Source organism: Pseudomonas sichuanensis (genome assembly GCF_003231305.1).
Lineage (GTDB): Bacteria > Pseudomonadota > Gammaproteobacteria > Pseudomonadales > Pseudomonadaceae > Aquipseudomonas > Aquipseudomonas sichuanensis.
Map to the genome: position 1 here is coordinate 26,868 of NZ_QKVM01000053.1, position 16,158 is coordinate 43,025.

A 16,158-nucleotide genomic window follows, 5' to 3' on the forward strand; every position below is an offset into this window, starting at 1 on the left:
TCCGTATGACCATAGGGGCGCGATACCGTTGAATATCGTCAATGTGATGTGGTCGGGTGGCTCACCGTTCATGTCCGTACACACTGTCCACCGCCAGGTGCTGGCGCATGCCCCGGTGGGGATGCAGGTCAGCAACTGGCTGTTGCTTGGCGATGGCTTGAGCAGCGGTATCGGCAAAACCCGTAGCTGGCATTTGCCGTCGCGGGTGCTCAAGGGGCGCATGCCCCACCGTCTGGCGTTGTCCTGGGTGCGCTGGCGCATGCTGCGCGCGCTGCGTGAGGCGGCTGCCGATGTGCTGCTGCTGGACGGGGTCGGTGTCGCTCGCCTGCTGCTGCCGCTGCTGCACCGCCTGCCCGGCGTGCAGGTGGCTGTGCTGTTCCATGGGGCGACCCGCCTGAATGCAAAGGATGTGCGCCTGTTCCGCCAGTTCCCGGCCGAGCGCCTGCAGGTTGCGGCGGTGTCGGCCACGCTGGCGCATACCCTTGAGCAGGACCTTGGGCGGCCGGTGCGAACGGTGCGGATCGCCCTTGACCCGCAAGCGTTCTGCCAGCAGTTGCTGGGGCGTGAACAGGCCCGCCAGGCGCTGGGGCTGCCGGAAGGCGCGCCGGTGCTGGGCGCGGTAGGGCGGCTGGTGGAGAGCAAAGGCTTTGCGATGCTGATTGAAGCCTTCGCCGAGGCGCGTGCACGGATGCCGGGCGCGCAGCTGGCAATCCTGGGTGATGGCGAGCTGCGCACGCACTTGCAGGCCCGTGCCGAGGCGCTGGGGGTGGCCGACAGCGTGCGTTTCTGCGGCCATCGTGACGATCTGGCGCGGCTGTATCCGGCGTTCGACTGGTTGTTGGTGCCCTCGCGCTCGGAAGGGCTCGGGCTGGTACTGCAGGAGGCGGTACTGTCCGCGGTACCGGTGATCTGCAGCGACCTGCCGGTGTTCCGTGAGCAACTGGGTGAGGCCGGCTGCTATCTGCCGGTTGGCGACCTGCCCAGCTGGGCAGAGGCCATCGCCAGTTGCGTCGCGCGCGATGGCCCGGCAGTGGCACGGGAGCAATGGCAGGCGCTGGCGCCCGAGCAGGGCTGGGCGGCGTTCAAGGCCGGCTCGGCAAGCCTGCTGGGGGGCTGAGCATCACTGGCCGATCAAGGCCGCCTGGAACTGTGCGAGGGGGAACTGCTGGTCCAGCTGCTCGCGCTCGATGTAACGCGCCATGTGCTGCACGTTGCGTCGCACCATCCGCGATGACAACGGCGCACGCAGGAAGCGCATGTCGGCCACATCGATCAACCCCAGCAGCCCTTCGGGGGTTTGCACCACGTTGCCCAGGTGCAGCGAGCGGAAGTAGATCCCCGAGCGATGCAGGCGCCGGACCAGCTCGATCAGCTGCGGCAACAGGTTGTCCCAACTGAAGCCGGGTTGGCGGGAGAGGCCCAGCAGGGTATCGCCCGGCAGTGGGCGATACAGCACGGCGGTACGGCCAGGCAGTGGCAACTTGTAATGGCTGATCACTTCCAGGGTGGGCAAGCCCAGTTGCGCCAGGTGCCGGGCGTTGTCGATGAAGCGCTGCGAGTACGGGCGCAGCAGCGCAGATGAAATCAGACGCTTGCGACGAAAAACCTTGAGGATATTTCCATCTTCAAGCAGGTAGACTTTGGCACCATGGCTATCTGCCTCTAGCACCTTGGCGCCGAGTATCAGCCGATCGAAGTCGGTCTGGGAGAGCCGGGAGCATTGCATGAGTTCTGGCCTTGTCTTCATGGGCAGGCAAAATGACCGGCAATAATGCCGAAAATTATCTGTTAGCACCATGCCGGTGTTTCAGGGTTCCAACGGGGGAAAGGGATGTTGTACGAAAAGCGCTGGGCCAAGGCCTGGCTGGGGCTGGGTTTTGTCTGGTTCCTGGCGGCGATCGCACTGGCGCCGAGCAACAAGGTTTATCAACAGGGCCTGGTGCTGTTCCTGTGGTTGCCCACCCTGGGCCTGGCCTGGTCGGCCCGGCAGGTGTTCATCGAGGCTTGGCGGCGCCAGCCGGCATTGTGGCTCGCGCTGCTGGGCTTGCTGGCCTGGAGTGCCGTGACACTGGCATGGTCCACCGCCGAGGACGTCTCGCGCGAAGCCAAGCGGCTGTTGTACATCCTGTTTTTCCTGATGGCCTTCCCTCTGTTGGCACAGGCGGGTATCGACCGCATGTGGCGCCTGCTGATGCTGGGTGGCGGGTTGCTGGCGCTGGCGGCGCTGATTTCGGTGGTGCGCTTCTACGGCCTGCAGGGCCAGCCACTGGTCACCCGAATCGAGGGTATCGGTGAAATTTCCCACCCGATCCTGGGTGGCTATGTGGTCGCAGCGGCGGCGCTGTGGCTGTTGTACAGCAACCCGCGCCAGCGTGGCCTGCAACTGGCCTGGGCGCTTGCGCTGGGATGCCTGGGCGCCTTCGTGGTGTTCAGCCAGAGCCGTGGCGCGGCCCTGGCGCTGGTGGCGACGGTGATCCTGGCACCGCTCTGGCATCGCACGCGCAGCAGCGCCCTGTTCGCACTGCTGGCGGCCCTGGCGACTGCCGTGGCCTTCTACCTGATGTACGGGTTGATCACCCAGCGGGGCTCATCGTACCGGCCGGAGATCTTCCAGGCGGCCATGCAGATGATCAGCGAGCACCCGCTGACCGGCCTCGGTCTGGGCGCCTTCTATCGAGTTCATGCGGTCGGCCTTGAGTTCGACCACACCCACAACATGTTCACCCACATCGCCGTGGAGCTGGGCCTGCCCGGCATGCTGCTGTGGACGGCGGTCTGGCTGCTCGCCCTGGGCGAGATCGTGCGGGCCCGTGCCACGCTGTTCGGCAAGGTCCTGTTCGGCTTCTGGGTGTTCTCCACCCTGGCCATGCAGTTCGACGCCGCCAGCCTGACCGGCACCCCGCGCGCCGAATGGTTCATCAGCTGGCTGCCGGTGGCGCTGGTGATGTTGTTGCCCTGGGCACATGAACGGCAACAACCCTGTGGTAAAATCGCCGGTTCAACCTGAACAGCGAGCTCGATGATGGCCGAAACACCGCTCCCGGCGGAGAACTCCTCCAGCCTGAAGATCTACTTCAGGCTGCTGAGCTACGTGAAACCCTACGTCGGCATTTTCCTGCTGAGCATCGTCGGGTTCGTGATCTTCGCCTCTACCCAGCCGATGCTGGCCGGCATTCTCAAGTACTTCGTCGACGGTCTGAGCAACCCGGAGGCCGTGCTGTTCCCCAACGTGCCCTACCTGCGCGACCTGCAACTGCTGCAGGCCGTGCCGCTGCTGATCATCCTGATCGCGGCCTGGCAGGGCCTGGGTTCGTTCCTGGGCAACTACTTCCTGGCCAAGGTCTCGCTGTGTCTGGTGCACGACCTGCGGGTCGAGTTGTTCAACAAGCTGCTGGTGCTGCCCAACCGCTATTTCGACAACCACAACTCCGGGCACCTGATTTCGCGCATCACCTTCAACGTGACCATGGTCACCGGTGCCGCCACCGATGCGATCAAGGTGGTGATCCGCGAAGGCCTGACCGTGGTCTTCCTGTTCGTCTACCTGCTGTGGATGAACTGGATGCTGACCCTGGTCATGCTCGCCATCCTGCCGGTGATCGCGGTGATGGTGAGTACCGCCAGCAAGAAATTCCGCAAGCAGAGCAAGAAGATCCAGGTGGCCATGGGCGACGTGACCCACGTCGCGTCCGAGACCATCCAGGGCTACCGCGTGGTGCGCAGCTTCGGCGGCGAGGCCTACGAGCAGCAGCGTTTCGACAACGCCAGCCAGAGCAACACCGACAAGCAACTGCGCATGACCAAGACCGGCGCGCTGTACACGCCGATGCTGCAGCTGGTGATCTACACCGCTATGGCCGCGCTGATGTTCCTGGTGCTGTTCCTGCGCGGCGATGCGTCGGCCGGTGACATGGTTGCCTACATCACTGCCGCGGGCCTGTTGCCCAAGCCGATCCGCCAGCTTTCCGAGGTCAGCTCGACCATCCAGAAGGGCCTTGCGGGTGCCGAGAGCATCTTCGAGCAGCTCGACGAAGAACCTGAGGTCGATACCGGCACTGTCGAGAAGGCGCGGGTCGAAGGCCGCCTGGAAGTGCGCAACCTCAGCTTCACCTACCCCGGCACCGAGCGCCAGGTGCTCAGCGATATCAGCTTTACCGCCGAGCCTGGGCAGATGATTGCCCTGGTTGGCCGCTCCGGTAGCGGCAAGTCCACGCTGGCGGCGCTGATCCCGCGCTTCTATCACCACAGCGAAGGGCAGATCCTGCTCGATGGCGTGGAGATCGAGGAGTACCGCTTGCGCAACCTGCGCCGGCACGTGTCGCAGGTGACCCAGCACGTCACCCTGTTCAATGACACCGTGGCCAACAACATCGCCTACGGCGACCTGGCCGGCGCGCCGCGCGCAGACATCGAAGCCGCGGCTGCCGATGCCTATGCCAAGGAGTTCGTCGACCAGTTGCCCAAGGGCTTCGACACCGAGGTCGGCGAGAACGGCGTACTGCTCTCCGGCGGCCAGCGCCAGCGCCTGGCGATTGCCCGGGCGCTGCTGAAAAACGCGCCGCTGCTGATCCTCGACGAGGCCACCTCGGCCCTGGACACCGAGTCCGAGCGGCATATCCAGGCGGCCCTGGACCATGTGATGCAAGGCCGTACCACCCTGGTGATCGCCCACCGCCTGTCGACCATCGAGAAGGCCGACATGATCCTGGTGATGGACCAGGGGCGGCTGGTGGAGCGCGGCACCCATACCGAGCTGCTGGCGGCCAATGGCTATTATGCCCGCCTGCATGCCATGGGCCTGGATGCGCCGGAAAACGCCGATATCACCTGAAACCTCAAAGATCGGGGCCTGCATGGCCCCGATTGTCACTGCAGTTGTCCACAGTGAAGCTGGCCGTAAAGCCATCCTCGACCCTGTGCTAATATCCTGCCCCTGTTCACTTTTTCATATGGGTTGCCCATGAAGTTGTCCATGCCGCGTTTCGATCAAGCCCCGGTACTGGTGGTCGGCGATGTCATGCTCGACCGCTACTGGCATGGCGGTACTTCACGTATTTCGCCTGAAGCGCCGGTGCCGGTGGTCAAGGTCGATCAGATCGAAGATCGCCCCGGCGGTGCGGCCAACGTCGCGTTGAACATTGCCGCCTTGGGCGCGCCCGCCGCGCTGGTTGGCGTCACCGGCCAGGACGAGGCTGCCGACAGCCTCGCCAATAGCCTGCAGGCCGCCGGCGTGCGCTCGATCTTCCAGCGCATCGCGCACCAGCCGACCATCGTCAAGCTGCGGGTCATGAGCCGTCACCAGCAACTGCTGCGCATCGATTTCGAAGAACCCTTCGCCACCGACGCGCTGTCGCTGGGCGCCGAGGTCGACGGTCTGCTCGAAGGCATCAAGGTGCTGGTGCTCTCCGACTACGGCAAGGGCGCGCTGAAGAACCACCAGGCGCTGATCCAGGCCGCCCGGGCCAAAGGCATTCCGGTGCTGGCCGACCCCAAGGGCAAGGATTTCTCCATCTACCGTGGCGCCAGCCTGATCACGCCCAACCTGAGCGAGTTCGAGGCGATCGTCGGCCGTTGTGCCGACGAAGCCGAACTGGTCGCCAAGGGCCTCACCCTGCTCGACGAGCTCGACCTGGGCGCGTTGCTGGTGACCCGTGGCGAGCACGGCATGACCTTGCTGCGCACCGGCCACCCGGCCTTGCACCTGCCGGCCCGGGCCCGTGAAGTGTTCGATGTCACCGGTGCCGGTGATACCGTCATCTCCACCCTGGCCGCGGCCATCGCAGCCGGTGAAGAGCTGCCCCACGCCGTCGCCCTGGCCAACCTGGCCGCCGGCATCGTGGTGGGTAAGCTCGGTACGGCGGCCATCAGTGCCCCGGAACTGCGCCGGGCCATCCAGCGCGAAGAAGGTTCCGAGCGGGGCGTGCTGGGCCTGGAGCAGTTGCTGCTGGCGATCGACGATGCGCGTGCGCACAACGAGAAGATCGTCTTCACCAATGGCTGCTTCGATATCCTCCATGCCGGCCATGTGACCTACCTGGAGCAAGCGCGCGCCCAAGGCGACCGGCTGATTGTCGCAATCAACGACGATGCCTCGGTCAGCCGTTTGAAAGGCCCGGGCCGGCCGATCAACAGCGTCGACCGGCGCATGGCCGTGCTGGCTGGGCTGGGTGCGGTGGACTGGGTGATCAGCTTCCCTGAAGACACCCCGGAGAACCTGCTGCGCCAGGTGAAGCCGGATGTGCTGGTCAAGGGCGGCGACTATGGCATCGACCAGGTGGTCGGCGCCGACATCGTCAAGGCCTACGGCGGTACGGTGAAGGTGCTGGGGCTGGTCGAGAACAGCTCGACCACCGCCATCGTCGAGAAGATCCGCAAGCACTGATGCTGTAGCAATCGCGGGGCAAGCCCGCTCCCACGAACTGGACTGCCCCAAGGGTTGGATTGGTGTCCCACTTTATGGGTGCAGCCCACATCGCTCATGCAGCGTGGGAGCGGGCTTGCCCCGCGATCATTTGTGCAGTGTGCCCCGTGCTCGCTCGAGCAACTCGCGGGCCTTGTCACTGAAGCGCTGCAGGTGCGTTTCCGGCTTGCGCTTCTCCGTCAGCCCCTGTTGCTTCAGCCAATCACGCCAGCGCACCCGCTCATCGCGCACTACCCAACCCTCCTGGCGTGCAAAGCTTTCGGCCAGCCACAACCCGCGGGTACTCGCCGGCAGCAGCTGGTCCTTCTTCAGGGTGTAGAGCTCAGGCAGCGGCTGGCCATCCTTCAAGGGCATCAGGTACAGGTCCGGGCGCTTGCGGTTCAGTCGCGCCACCAGTTGATCACCTTCCAGCCGTTCATCGACGTGGAACAGGCTCAGCGGCTTGGCTTCCCTGGGCACCTGCAGGCGCAGGTCATAGATCAGTTGCAGCGAGGCCGTCGGCAGGTGCACGTAGGCCCGTGGCCGCTCCAGCAGCATCAGGTTGGCACAGTGCACCGGGCGGGCAGCGCCGGATTCGGGTGAGAGCACGAAGGGCGGTGCTTCGCGGTAGTGCAGGGCAGCGGCATAGGGGGCCGGCAGCCAGGTATCGTTGAAGCGCCCGCCCAGCCAGCCCTCGGGCGTTTCCAGCAGGCATTCCTCGGCCACTTCCTGAATAGCGGTGAGCAGCGGCAGGTTCAGCTCGTGGGCAGGCACATAGCCAGAAATCAGCTTGAGCACCACATCGCCGCGGTCCTGGCGGCGCTGGCGCACCAGCACCCAGTAGTCGCGGCCCTGCCAGTTCAGCGTGAGGCGCACCGAGACGCCCAGGTTGGCCAGCTCGACCACGAAGCGTTCGGGATTGCCCAGCTGGATCGCCTTGCGCCGCTGCAGGGTCTGGGCAAAGTTCAGCGGCATGCCGATGCTCTGGTAGGTCAGGCCATCGGGGGTGGCCTCGACGTGCAGCGGCAGGGTCTTGAAGTTGCTCGGGTTCTTGCGGATCAGCGTACGCGGCACGAGGCTCCTCCTTGCGTTGGGCCCCCGCCCGGGTGGCTCAGGGCCGGCCCAGGATGCGGGCGACGGTGGCCACGTTGTGGGCCAAGTGCAGCGGGTTGATGGTGCCGACGATGGCACTGTTCACACCCGGGTGGGCAAACAGCAGCTCGAAGCTGGCCTGCACCGGGTCGACCCCAGGGGCTAGGCAGACGTGCCCGCTGGCCAGGGCTTTCTTCACCAGGATGGCCTTGCCGTGCTCGGCAGCGTAGTCCAGCACCGGGCGCTCCGCCTGCTCGTTGAGGTTGTAGGTGACCATGGCGCAATCGCCCTGTTCCAGGGCTTTCAGGCCACCGGCAACGGTTTTGCCAGAGAAACCATAGCCGAGAATCTTGCCTTCCTGCTTGAGGGCGGCAAGGGTTTCATAAACCGCTTCGTGTTCGAGGATCGCCAGGTCGTTGCCGTCGGAGTGCACCAGCACCAGTTCGATGCGGTCGGTTTCCAGGCGCTTGAGGCTGCGCTCCACCGAGCGGCGGGTGTGCGCGGCGCTGAAGTCGAAGCGCGATTGGCCGTCGTCGAATTCTTCGCCGACCTTGCTGACGATCACCCATTCGTCGCGCTGCCCACGCAGCAGCGGGCCCAGGCGCTCTTCGCTGCGGCCATAGGCCGGTGCGGTGTCGATCAGGTTGATGCCCAGTTCGCGGGCCTGGGCGAGCAGCAGGCGGGCGGCTTCGTCATCGGGGATGGTGAAACCGTTGGGGTATTTCACGCCCTGGTCGCGGCCGAGCTTGACCGTGCCCAGGCCCAGTGGCGAAACACGCAGGCCGGTGCTGCCCAGTGCGCGGTGATGGTCGTGCAGAGTCGGCAGGCTCATGGCAGCAGTTGCTCCCAGGCCGGTACGCCCAGTGGCGGGCGCGGCAGGTCGGTGAGGTCGGGGCGGGCGGCCGGGCGGATGCCGTCGCGCTCAAGGCTGGCCAGCACGCGGTCGGTCAGGTCCGGCGCCAGGGCCAGCTTGGTCGGCCAGCCCACCAGCAGGCGCTGCTGCTCGGCGAGGAAGGCGTTGTCCGGGCGCACCAGGCCCGTTTGTCCAGGTTCGGCGCGATCGATGCGCAGTGTGGCCCAGCGGATCAGGCTCTGATCGACCCAGGGCAATAGGCCGGCGACTTCCTTTTGCGCGGCAGCAATCTGCGCGGCCGGTTCGCGGGCGACGCCGTCGGCTTCGGCGAGGTCGCCACCGAGGTACCACACCCACTGGCCATCGGCCGCCGGGTGGGTGGTAACGGTGATGCGCGGCTTGGGCCCGCCGCCCAGGCAGTGGGCATACAGCGGCTTGAGGTTCGGGCCTTTGGCCAGAACCATGTGCAGGGGGCGGCGCTGCATGGTCGGCTGATTGAGGCCGAGCGCGTGCAGCAGGTCCTCGGTGCCGCCACCGGCGCTGAGGACGATGCGCTGGGCGCGGATCTCGCGGCCATCGACGTTCAGCCCGACCAGTTCGTCGCCCTCGCGCAGCGGTTCGATGCGCTCGCCGGCCAGCAGGCTGTCACCGGCCAGCTGCGCCAGGTTGGCCAGCAGGCTGGGGACGTCGATCACCAGTTCGGCCAGGCGGTACACCTTGCCCTTGAAGGCTCGGTCCTGCAGGGCCGGCGGCAATTGCTCGCCCTTGACCTGGTCGACCCGGCCACGCACGGCCTTGCTGGCGAAGAAGCTGGTGAGGTTGCCGGCCAGGGTGCCGGGGGACCAGAGGTAGTGGGCATCGGACAGCAGGCGGGTGCCGGTCAGGTCCAGCTCGCCCGTGCCGGCGAGGGCTTCGCGCCAGCGCCGCGGCATGTCGGCGATGGCCTCGGAGGCACCGGTCAGTGCGCCGTGCAGGGCGTACTTGGTGCCGCCGTGGATGATGCCTTGCGACTTGATGGTCTGCTCGCCGCCCAAGCTGGCGCGCTCCACCAGCACGGTCGAATAACCCTGCTTGCGCAGGCGGGCATTGAGCCAGAGGCCGGCGACCCCGGCACCGACGATCAGCACGTCGGTGGAAATGGCGGATGGCATGCGGGCACCTCTAAAGCTGGGACAGGTGCGCAGTATACAGGCTGTGCGACGGTGCTGGTCGTGGGAGCGGGCTTGCCCCGCGATCAGGTAGGCACCCCACTATCGTCATCGCGGGGCAAGCCCGCTCCCACGTAAATAATGCGACGGGTCTCAGTGCCCGGCAGTGTTCGAGAACACCTGGATCACCACAACTCCGCCCACGATCATGGCCATGCCCAGCATTGCCGGCACATCCAGCTTCTGCCCATAGATCACCAGCGCGGCGACGCTGATCAGCACGATGCCCAGCCCCGACCAGATGGCGTAGGCGATGCCCACCGGGATGCTGCGCACCACCAGGGTGAGCATCCAGAACGCCACGCCATAGCCACAGATCATCAGCAGCAGCGGCAGCGGCGTGCTCAAGCCCTTGACCGCTTTCATGGAAGCAGTGGCGATGACTTCGGCGCAGATGGCGATGGCGAGATAGGTATAGGCGTTCATGGTTCGGTTCCTCCGTTGCTGGTCGGGCATTCTAGGGGAAGCTGGGATGGGGTAAAGTCATTACCTATCTGTAATCAAGATAGGTTGGCCATGGCCGAACACTGGAACCTGGAGCAATTGCGTCTGTTCGTGCGCACCGCCGAACTGCGCTCGTTCTCCGCCGTGGCGCGCGAGCAGCGCAAGGCGCAGTCGGCGGTGAGCACGGCCATCGCCCTGCTTGAGACGGACCTGGGCGTGACCCTGTTCGAGCGCAGCAGTGGCCGCCAGCCGCGGCTGACCGAAAGCGGCGCGGCACTGCTGGAAGACGCCCGTGAACTGCTGCGCCAGTGCGAGCGCCTGGATGGCCGGGCACTGGCTCTGATGCGCGGCCAGGAAGCCTTGCTGCGGGTGGCCCAGGATGAGGCCATGCCCTACCAGCCGGTGATCGACAGCCTCGACGAACTGGCCACCCACTACCCCTACCTGGAAGTGCAGCTGGCCAGCGGCGCCCAGGGCGATGTGGCGCGCAAGCTGGTGGAGCGACGTGCCGACCTGGGCCTGTTCTTCCACCACGAAAGCATTCCTTCCTCGCTGGAGCGGCGCGCCCTGGGCAGCGTCGAGATGGTCACCGTGTGCGCCATCGGCCACCCGCTGGCAGGGCAGGGCAAGGTCAGCCGTCAGCAACTGGCGCGTCATCGCCAGTTGCTGATCACCCCACAGCAGAGCGGTTACCCGGGCGGCGAGGCGATCAGCCCGCAGGTCTGGCGTGCCGACAGCTTCTACGCCATGGCCGAGCTGCTGATGCGCGGCCTGGGCTGGGCCTGGTTGCCGCGTCACGTGGTGCAGTACCCCACCTACCAGGCGCAGATGGTCGAACTGGACAGCGAGTGGCGCCCGCCAGCGCTGGTGGCCGAGCTGGCCTGGCGCCGTGACGAGCCGCTGGGGCCGGCGGCGCAATGGCTGGCCGAGCGTTTTGCCGTGCACCTGCGCGCGATCGGGTAAACTCCGCCGCCATGAACAGAACCCTCTACTCCCTGCTGTTTCACCTGGGCCTGCCGCTGGTCGCGCTGCGCCTGTTCCTGCGCGGGCGCAAGGCGCCGGCGTACCGTGCGCGCATCAATGAGCGCTTCGCCTGCAAGCTACCGCCGCTCAAGCAGGGCGGGATCTGGGTGCATGCGGTGTCGGTGGGCGAGAGCATCGCCGCCGCGCCCTTGGTTCGCGCGCTGCTCAAGCAGTACCCGGACCTGCCGATCACCCTGACCTGCATGACCCCGACCGGGTCGGAGCGCATCCGCGCGATGTTCGAGGGCGAGCCGCGGGTGCAGCACTGCTACTTGCCCTATGACCTGCCATGGGCAGCCGGGCGCTTTCTCGACCATGTGCGCCCGAAGCTGGGCATTATCATGGAAACCGAGTTGTGGCCGAACCATATCCACCAGTGTGCCAAGCGCGGCATCCCGGTGGCGTTGGCCAATGCGCGGTTGTCTGCGCGTTCGGCCCGGGGCTACGGCCGCTTCGCCGGGCTGACCCGTCCGATGTTGGAAGAAATGAGCCTGATCGCCGTGCAGACCGAGACCGAGGCCGAGCGCTTTCGCAGCCTTGGCGCGCGCAGCGAATGCGTGCAGGTGACGGGTTCGATCAAGTTCGACCTGAAGATCGATGAGCAACTGCTGCCCCGCGCCCAGGCGTTGCGCGAGCAATGGGGGGCGGCGCAGCGCCCGGTGTGGATCGCCGCCAGCACCCATGACGGCGAGGATGCGCTGATCCTCGACGCGCATCGGCAACTGCTGCAGGTGCACGGCGATGCGCTGCTGATCCTGGTGCCGCGCCACCCCGAACGGTTCAATGCGGTACATGCCCTGTGCAGCGCCGGGTTCGCCACGGTGCGCCGTTCCACGGGGGAGGCGGTGCAGGCCCAGACCCAGGTGCTGCTGGGCGACACCATGGGCGAGTTGCTGTTCCTCTATGCCCTGGCCGACATCGCCTTTGTCGGTGGCAGCCTGGTGGCCACCGGCGGGCACAACCCCCTGGAGCCTGCAGCGCTGGCGTTGCCGGTGCTGATGGGGCCGCATGTGTTCAACTTCCTCGAGATCAGCGCGATGCTGCGTGAGGCGGGGGCGTTGCAGCAGGTGGACGATGCCGAGGGGCTGGCCGGGGAAGTGCGGCGCTTGGTCGAGCTGCCCCAGGATGCCCGACGCATGGGCGAGGCGGGCAGGGCGGTGATGCAGGCCAATCAGGGGGCGTTGCAGCGGTTGCTGGATGGGTTGGCGCGGCTTTTGAGCTAAAGAACCTGTAGGTCTCTGTGGGAGCGGGCTTGCCCCGCGATAGGGCCCGATCAGGCAGTGATGTTGCCTGGTCGGACGCTATCGCGGGGCAAGCCCGCTCCCACGAAACCCTTCCCTGCTACTGGTGTATTGCTTTCACTGCCTGCGTTCGAAGTTCTTCGCCGCCGCCGCCGCCAGGTCCGGCGGCAGGAAGTCCTTGTCGGGGTTGTAGTCGGCCTTCAGGTACCGCCCCAGGTCCTGCAGGTCCTGCGGGCTCAAGGTGCCCGCCGCCTGCTTCAGGCGCAGGTTGTCGAGGATGTAGTCATAGCGGCTGTTGTTGTAGTCGCGCACCGAGGTGTACAGCTGGCGTTGGGCGTCCAGCACGTCGACGATGTTGCGGGTACCCACCTGGTAGCCGATTTCAGTGGCTTCCAGCGCACTCTGGTTGGAGATGATCGACTGCTTGCGCGCCTGCACCTGTTCCACGTCGGTGTTCACCGCGCGGTGCAGGTTGCGGGTGTTCTCCACCACCTGGCGGCGCAGGCTCTCGCGCTGCTGCTCGCTCTGGCTCAGGCGCTGGTAGGCCTCGCGCACCTGCGAGCTGGTCAGCCCGCCGCTGTAGATCGGGATGTTCAACTGCAGGCCGACGCTGGTCTGCTCCACATCACCCCCGTAACGGATGCCGTTCTGCGAGGGGTTGGTGAAGCCGAGGCTGTCGTTGTCGCCCTTCTGGTACTTGGCCACCGCATCGAGGGTCGGCGCGTGGCCGGCCTTGCGCTGGCGCAGGGTCTCTTCGGCGGCGTCGACCGCGTGGTTGGTGGCCAGCAGGTTGAGGTTCTGGCGCCCGGCGGTTTCGACCCAGGCCTTGGCGTCGTTGGGGGTCGGCACCTGGATCGGCAGGGTGTGCACCACGCCCTGGATCGAGCTGTACTGGCGGTTGGTCAGGGTGATCAGCGCCTCGAAGGCGTCCTGTACCTGGCGCTCGGCGATGATTCGGTTGGCCCGGGCGGTGTCGTAGCTGGCCTGGGATTGCAGCACGTCGGTCTTGTCCGAGAGGCCGACGTCGAAACGCTCGTTGGACTGGTCCAGCTGGCGCTTGAACGCGGCTTCCTCGGCTTTGGTCGAGGCCAGGTTGTCCTGGGCGCGCAGCACGCTGAAGTAGTTCTCGGCGGTTTGCAGGATCAGGTTCTGCTCGGTGGCCGACAGCTCCAGCGCGGCCTGTTCGTTGACCGCTTCGGCGGCCTGCAGTTGGAACCAGCGATCGGCGCGGAAGATCGGCTGGGCCAGGGTGGCGCTCCAGGAATTGCCGCTGCGGTTGGAGGTGATCGACGGGTCGTCGATCTTGGTGCGGGTGTTCATCATTTCGGCACCGGCCGACAGGTTGGGCAGCAGGCCGGCGCGGGCCTGTGGCACCACTTCGCGGCGGGCGCCGTAGTCGGCGCGGGCGGCGGCCAGGTCGGCGTTGTTGTCGACCGCTTCCTGGTAGACGCTGACCAGGTCGGTCTTGACCGTGGTGGGCGTATCCACTGCCCACGCCACTCCGTGGGTCGCACAAGACACGGCAATCGCCAGTGAGAGTTTGCGCAGCATAGGGCAATCCTTGATCAAGATTTAATTACTGTACTGTCGGGTATCGAGCGGTGCGCCAGTGTAGTGCCACGGGCAGGCATCAACAATCCACTGTTTGTGCCATTTGTCATGCCCCCAAATACCCGCTTGGCTTTGCCGACCACTCCAGCTTAGACTGCGCAGGTTCTTGTCGGGGTGCCTTGATGCAAAGGCTGAGATCGCAAAGTTGCGGATCCCGTTGAACCTGATCAGGTTAGCGCCTGCGTAGGGAACAAGATTGCTCTCACTTCCCGGGAGCCTCTTGTGCCAGGTCCGGGATCGTCACAGCTGCATGCAGCTCATGGCACCCCATATCCGGCACTGTACTCGTCACCGCGAGTGCGTCCGCGCCTTTCAGGTTCACCCCGACATTCCGCCCGCTAGGAAGCTGTCTGGAGAGCCTGTGATGAGCAAACAAGAAAAAATTATCAGCCTGAGCGAGTCGGCCCAAGTCGACCAACAGTCCGTACAACCCCTGCCCAATTCGCGCAAGGTCTACGTCGAAGGTTCGCGCCCCGACATCCGCGTGCCCATGCGTGAAATCAGCCTGCACGACACCCCCACCGACTTCGGCGGCGAAAAGAACGCCCCGGTGCTGGTGTATGACACTTCCGGCCCGTACACCGACCCCAACGTCGTCATCGACGTGCGCAAGGGCCTGGGCGATGTGCGCTCGGCGTGGATCGACGCCCGTGGCGACACCGAGCGCCTGGAAGGCCTGAGCTCCAACTTCGGCCAGCAGCGCCTGAACGATGCCGAGCTGACCAAGCTGCGCTTTGCCCATGTGCGCAACCCGCGCCGCGCCAAACCCGGCGCCAACGTTTCGCAGATGCACTACGCCCGCCAGGGCATCATCACCGCCGAGATGGAATACGTTGCCATCCGCGAGAACATGAAGCTGCAGGAAGCCCGCGCCGCCGGCCTGTTGAGCCAGCAGCACGCCGGCCACAGCTTCGGTGCCAACATCCCGAAAGAGATCACCCCCGAGTTCGTCCGCGAAGAGATCGCCCGTGGCCGCGCGATCATCCCGGCCAACATCAACCACACCGAACTCGAGCCGATGATCATCGGCCGCAACTTCCTGGTGAAGATCAACGGCAACATCGGCAACAGCGCCCTGGGCTCCTCGATCGAGGAAGAAGTGGCCAAGCTGACCTGGGGCATCCGCTGGGGTTCGGACACGGTCATGGACCTGTCCACCGGCAAGCACATTCACGAAACCCGCGAGTGGATCATCCGCAACTCGCCGGTACCGATCGGCACCGTGCCGATCTACCAGGCCCTGGAAAAGGTCAATGGCGTTGCCGAAGACCTGACCTGGGAGCTGTTCCGCGACACCCTGATCGAACAGGCCGAGCAGGGCGTGGACTACTTCACCATCCACGCCGGCGTCTTGCTGCGCTACGTGCCGCTGACCGCCAAGCGGGTCACCGGCATCGTCAGCCGCGGCGGCTCGATCATGGCCAAGTGGTGCCTGGCGCACCACAAAGAAAACTTCCTGTACACGCACTTCGACGAGATCTGCGAAATCATGAAGGCCTACGACGTCAGCTTCTCGCTGGGCGACGGCCTGCGCCCAGGCTCGATCGCCGACGCCAACGACGCCGCCCAGTTCGGTGAGCTGGAAACCCTCGGCGAGCTGACCAAGATCGCCTGGAAGCACGATGTGCAGTGCATGATCGAAGGCCCGGGCCACGTGCCGATGCAGCTGATCAAGGAGAACATGGACAAGCAGCTGGAGTGCTGCGACGAGGCGCCGTTCTACACCCTCGGCCCGCTGACCACCGACATCGCACCGGGTTACGACCACATCACCTCGGGCATCGGTGCGGCGATGATCGGCTGGTTCGGTTGCGCCATGCTCTGCTACGTCACGCCCAAGGAGCACCTGGGCCTGCCGAACAAGGATGACGTCAAGACCGGCATCATCACCTACAAGATCGCCGCCCATGCCGCCGACCTTGCCAAGGGCCACCCGGGCGCGCAGATCCGCGACAACGCGCTGTCCAAGGCACGCTTCGAGTTCCGCTGGGAAGACCAGTTCAACCTCGGCCTGGACCCGGACACCGCGCGCTCGTTCCACGACGAGACGCTGCCCAAGGAGTCGGCCAAGGTCGCGCACTTCTGCTCGATGTGCGGGCCGAAGTTCTGCTCGATGAAGATCACCCAGGAAGTGCGTGAGTATGCCGCGAAGATCGACACCGTCGATGTGACGGCCGAGCAGGGCATGCGCGAGCAGGCCGAGCGGTTCCGCCAGGAAGGCAGCCAGCTGTACCAGAAAGTGTAAGTAGAGGACGGGGCCGCTTTGCGGCCCTTTCGCGGCACAAG

General features: G+C 65.7%; 13 protein-coding genes and 1 riboswitch. Of the genes, 7 read left to right on the forward strand and 6 right to left on the reverse strand.

The features are described from left to right. The first annotated feature begins 28 nt into the window (after nucleotides 1-28). A complete protein-coding gene (locus tag DM373_RS23200) occupies nucleotides 29-1,117 on the forward strand; it encodes a glycosyltransferase (RefSeq protein WP_110995809.1) in 1,089 nt (362 codons plus the stop codon). Nucleotides 1,118-1,120: 3 nt separating this feature from the next. Here the strand turns inward: DM373_RS23200 and DM373_RS23205 are convergent, their stop codons facing one another. Then, nucleotides 1,121-1,726 carry a BUD32 family EKC/KEOPS complex subunit gene (locus tag DM373_RS23205; protein WP_110995810.1) on the reverse strand — a complete coding sequence of 202 codons (606 nt, stop codon included), beginning with the start codon at nucleotides 1,724-1,726 and terminating at the stop codon, nucleotides 1,121-1,123. A gap of 105 nt (nucleotides 1,727-1,831) precedes the next feature. On the opposite strand from DM373_RS23205, the gene DM373_RS23210 reads away from it, so the two are divergent. The 3 genes from DM373_RS23210 to hldE all read left to right on the forward strand — a co-directional run bounded on the left by DM373_RS23210 (nucleotide 1,832) and on the right by hldE (nucleotide 6,382). Then, nucleotides 1,832-3,007, forward strand: a complete 1,176-nt coding sequence (locus DM373_RS23210) for an O-antigen ligase family protein (protein ID WP_110995811.1) — start codon at nucleotides 1,832-1,834, stop codon at nucleotides 3,005-3,007. Between the two features lie 15 nt (nucleotides 3,008-3,022). Next, the gene (gene msbA / locus DM373_RS23215) at nucleotides 3,023-4,831 is read left to right on the forward strand and encodes a lipid A export permease/ATP-binding protein MsbA (protein ID WP_110995820.1); all 1,809 of its coding nucleotides are present in this window, start codon (nucleotides 3,023-3,025) and stop codon (nucleotides 4,829-4,831) included. A 129-nt stretch (nucleotides 4,832-4,960) separates the two neighbouring features. Beyond that, a complete protein-coding gene (gene hldE, locus DM373_RS23220; RefSeq protein WP_110995812.1) occupies nucleotides 4,961-6,382 on the forward strand; it encodes a bifunctional D-glycero-beta-D-manno-heptose-7-phosphate kinase/D-glycero-beta-D-manno-heptose 1-phosphate adenylyltransferase HldE in 1,422 nt (473 codons plus the stop codon). A gap of 126 nt (nucleotides 6,383-6,508) precedes the next feature. Here hldE and DM373_RS23225 read toward each other — a convergent pair whose 3' ends face one another. The 4 genes from DM373_RS23225 to DM373_RS23240 form a co-directional block, all read right to left on the reverse strand. Next, the gene (locus tag DM373_RS23225) at nucleotides 6,509-7,474 is read right to left on the reverse strand and encodes a metal ABC transporter ATPase (RefSeq protein ID WP_110995813.1); all 966 of its coding nucleotides are present in this window, start codon (nucleotides 7,472-7,474) and stop codon (nucleotides 6,509-6,511) included. A gap of 37 nt (nucleotides 7,475-7,511) precedes the next feature. Next, complete coding sequence (locus DM373_RS23230) at nucleotides 7,512-8,324, reverse strand: aldo/keto reductase (RefSeq protein WP_110995814.1); 813 nt, start codon at nucleotides 8,322-8,324, stop codon at nucleotides 7,512-7,514. Then, complete coding sequence (locus tag DM373_RS23235) at nucleotides 8,321-9,496, reverse strand: NAD(P)/FAD-dependent oxidoreductase (protein ID WP_110995815.1); 1,176 nt, start codon at nucleotides 9,494-9,496, stop codon at nucleotides 8,321-8,323. Before DM373_RS23235 ends, DM373_RS23230 begins: the two co-directional genes overlap by 4 nt. A gap of 150 nt (nucleotides 9,497-9,646) precedes the next feature. After that, nucleotides 9,647-9,979 (reverse strand): DMT family transporter, encoded by a 333-nt coding sequence (locus DM373_RS23240; RefSeq protein WP_011535981.1) that lies wholly within the window; start codon nucleotides 9,977-9,979, stop codon nucleotides 9,647-9,649. 90 nt (nucleotides 9,980-10,069) lie between these two features. Here DM373_RS23240 and DM373_RS23245 point away from each other — a divergent pair, with 90 nt between their 5' ends. Further along, nucleotides 10,070-10,960 carry a LysR family transcriptional regulator gene (locus DM373_RS23245; protein WP_110995816.1) on the forward strand — a complete coding sequence of 297 codons (891 nt, stop codon included), beginning with the start codon at nucleotides 10,070-10,072 and terminating at the stop codon, nucleotides 10,958-10,960. 11 nt (nucleotides 10,961-10,971) lie between these two features. Further along, nucleotides 10,972-12,243 carry a lipid IV(A) 3-deoxy-D-manno-octulosonic acid transferase gene (gene waaA, locus DM373_RS23250; RefSeq protein WP_110995817.1) on the forward strand — a complete coding sequence of 424 codons (1,272 nt, stop codon included), beginning with the start codon at nucleotides 10,972-10,974 and terminating at the stop codon, nucleotides 12,241-12,243. Between the two features lie 135 nt (nucleotides 12,244-12,378). Here the strand turns inward: waaA and DM373_RS23255 are convergent, their stop codons facing one another. After that, a complete protein-coding gene (locus DM373_RS23255; protein WP_110995818.1) occupies nucleotides 12,379-13,812 on the reverse strand; it encodes a TolC family outer membrane protein in 1,434 nt (477 codons plus the stop codon). A gap of 160 nt (nucleotides 13,813-13,972) precedes the next feature. Next, nucleotides 13,973-14,079: riboswitch (TPP riboswitch) on the forward strand. 157 nt (nucleotides 14,080-14,236) lie between these two features. Between DM373_RS23255 and thiC the strand changes: the two genes are divergently transcribed. Beyond that, on the forward strand, nucleotides 14,237-16,117 hold the full coding sequence (thiC, locus tag DM373_RS23260; RefSeq protein WP_110995819.1) for a phosphomethylpyrimidine synthase ThiC: 1,881 nt from the start codon (nucleotides 14,237-14,239) through the stop codon (nucleotides 16,115-16,117). Nucleotides 16,118-16,158 lie beyond the last annotated feature (41 nt).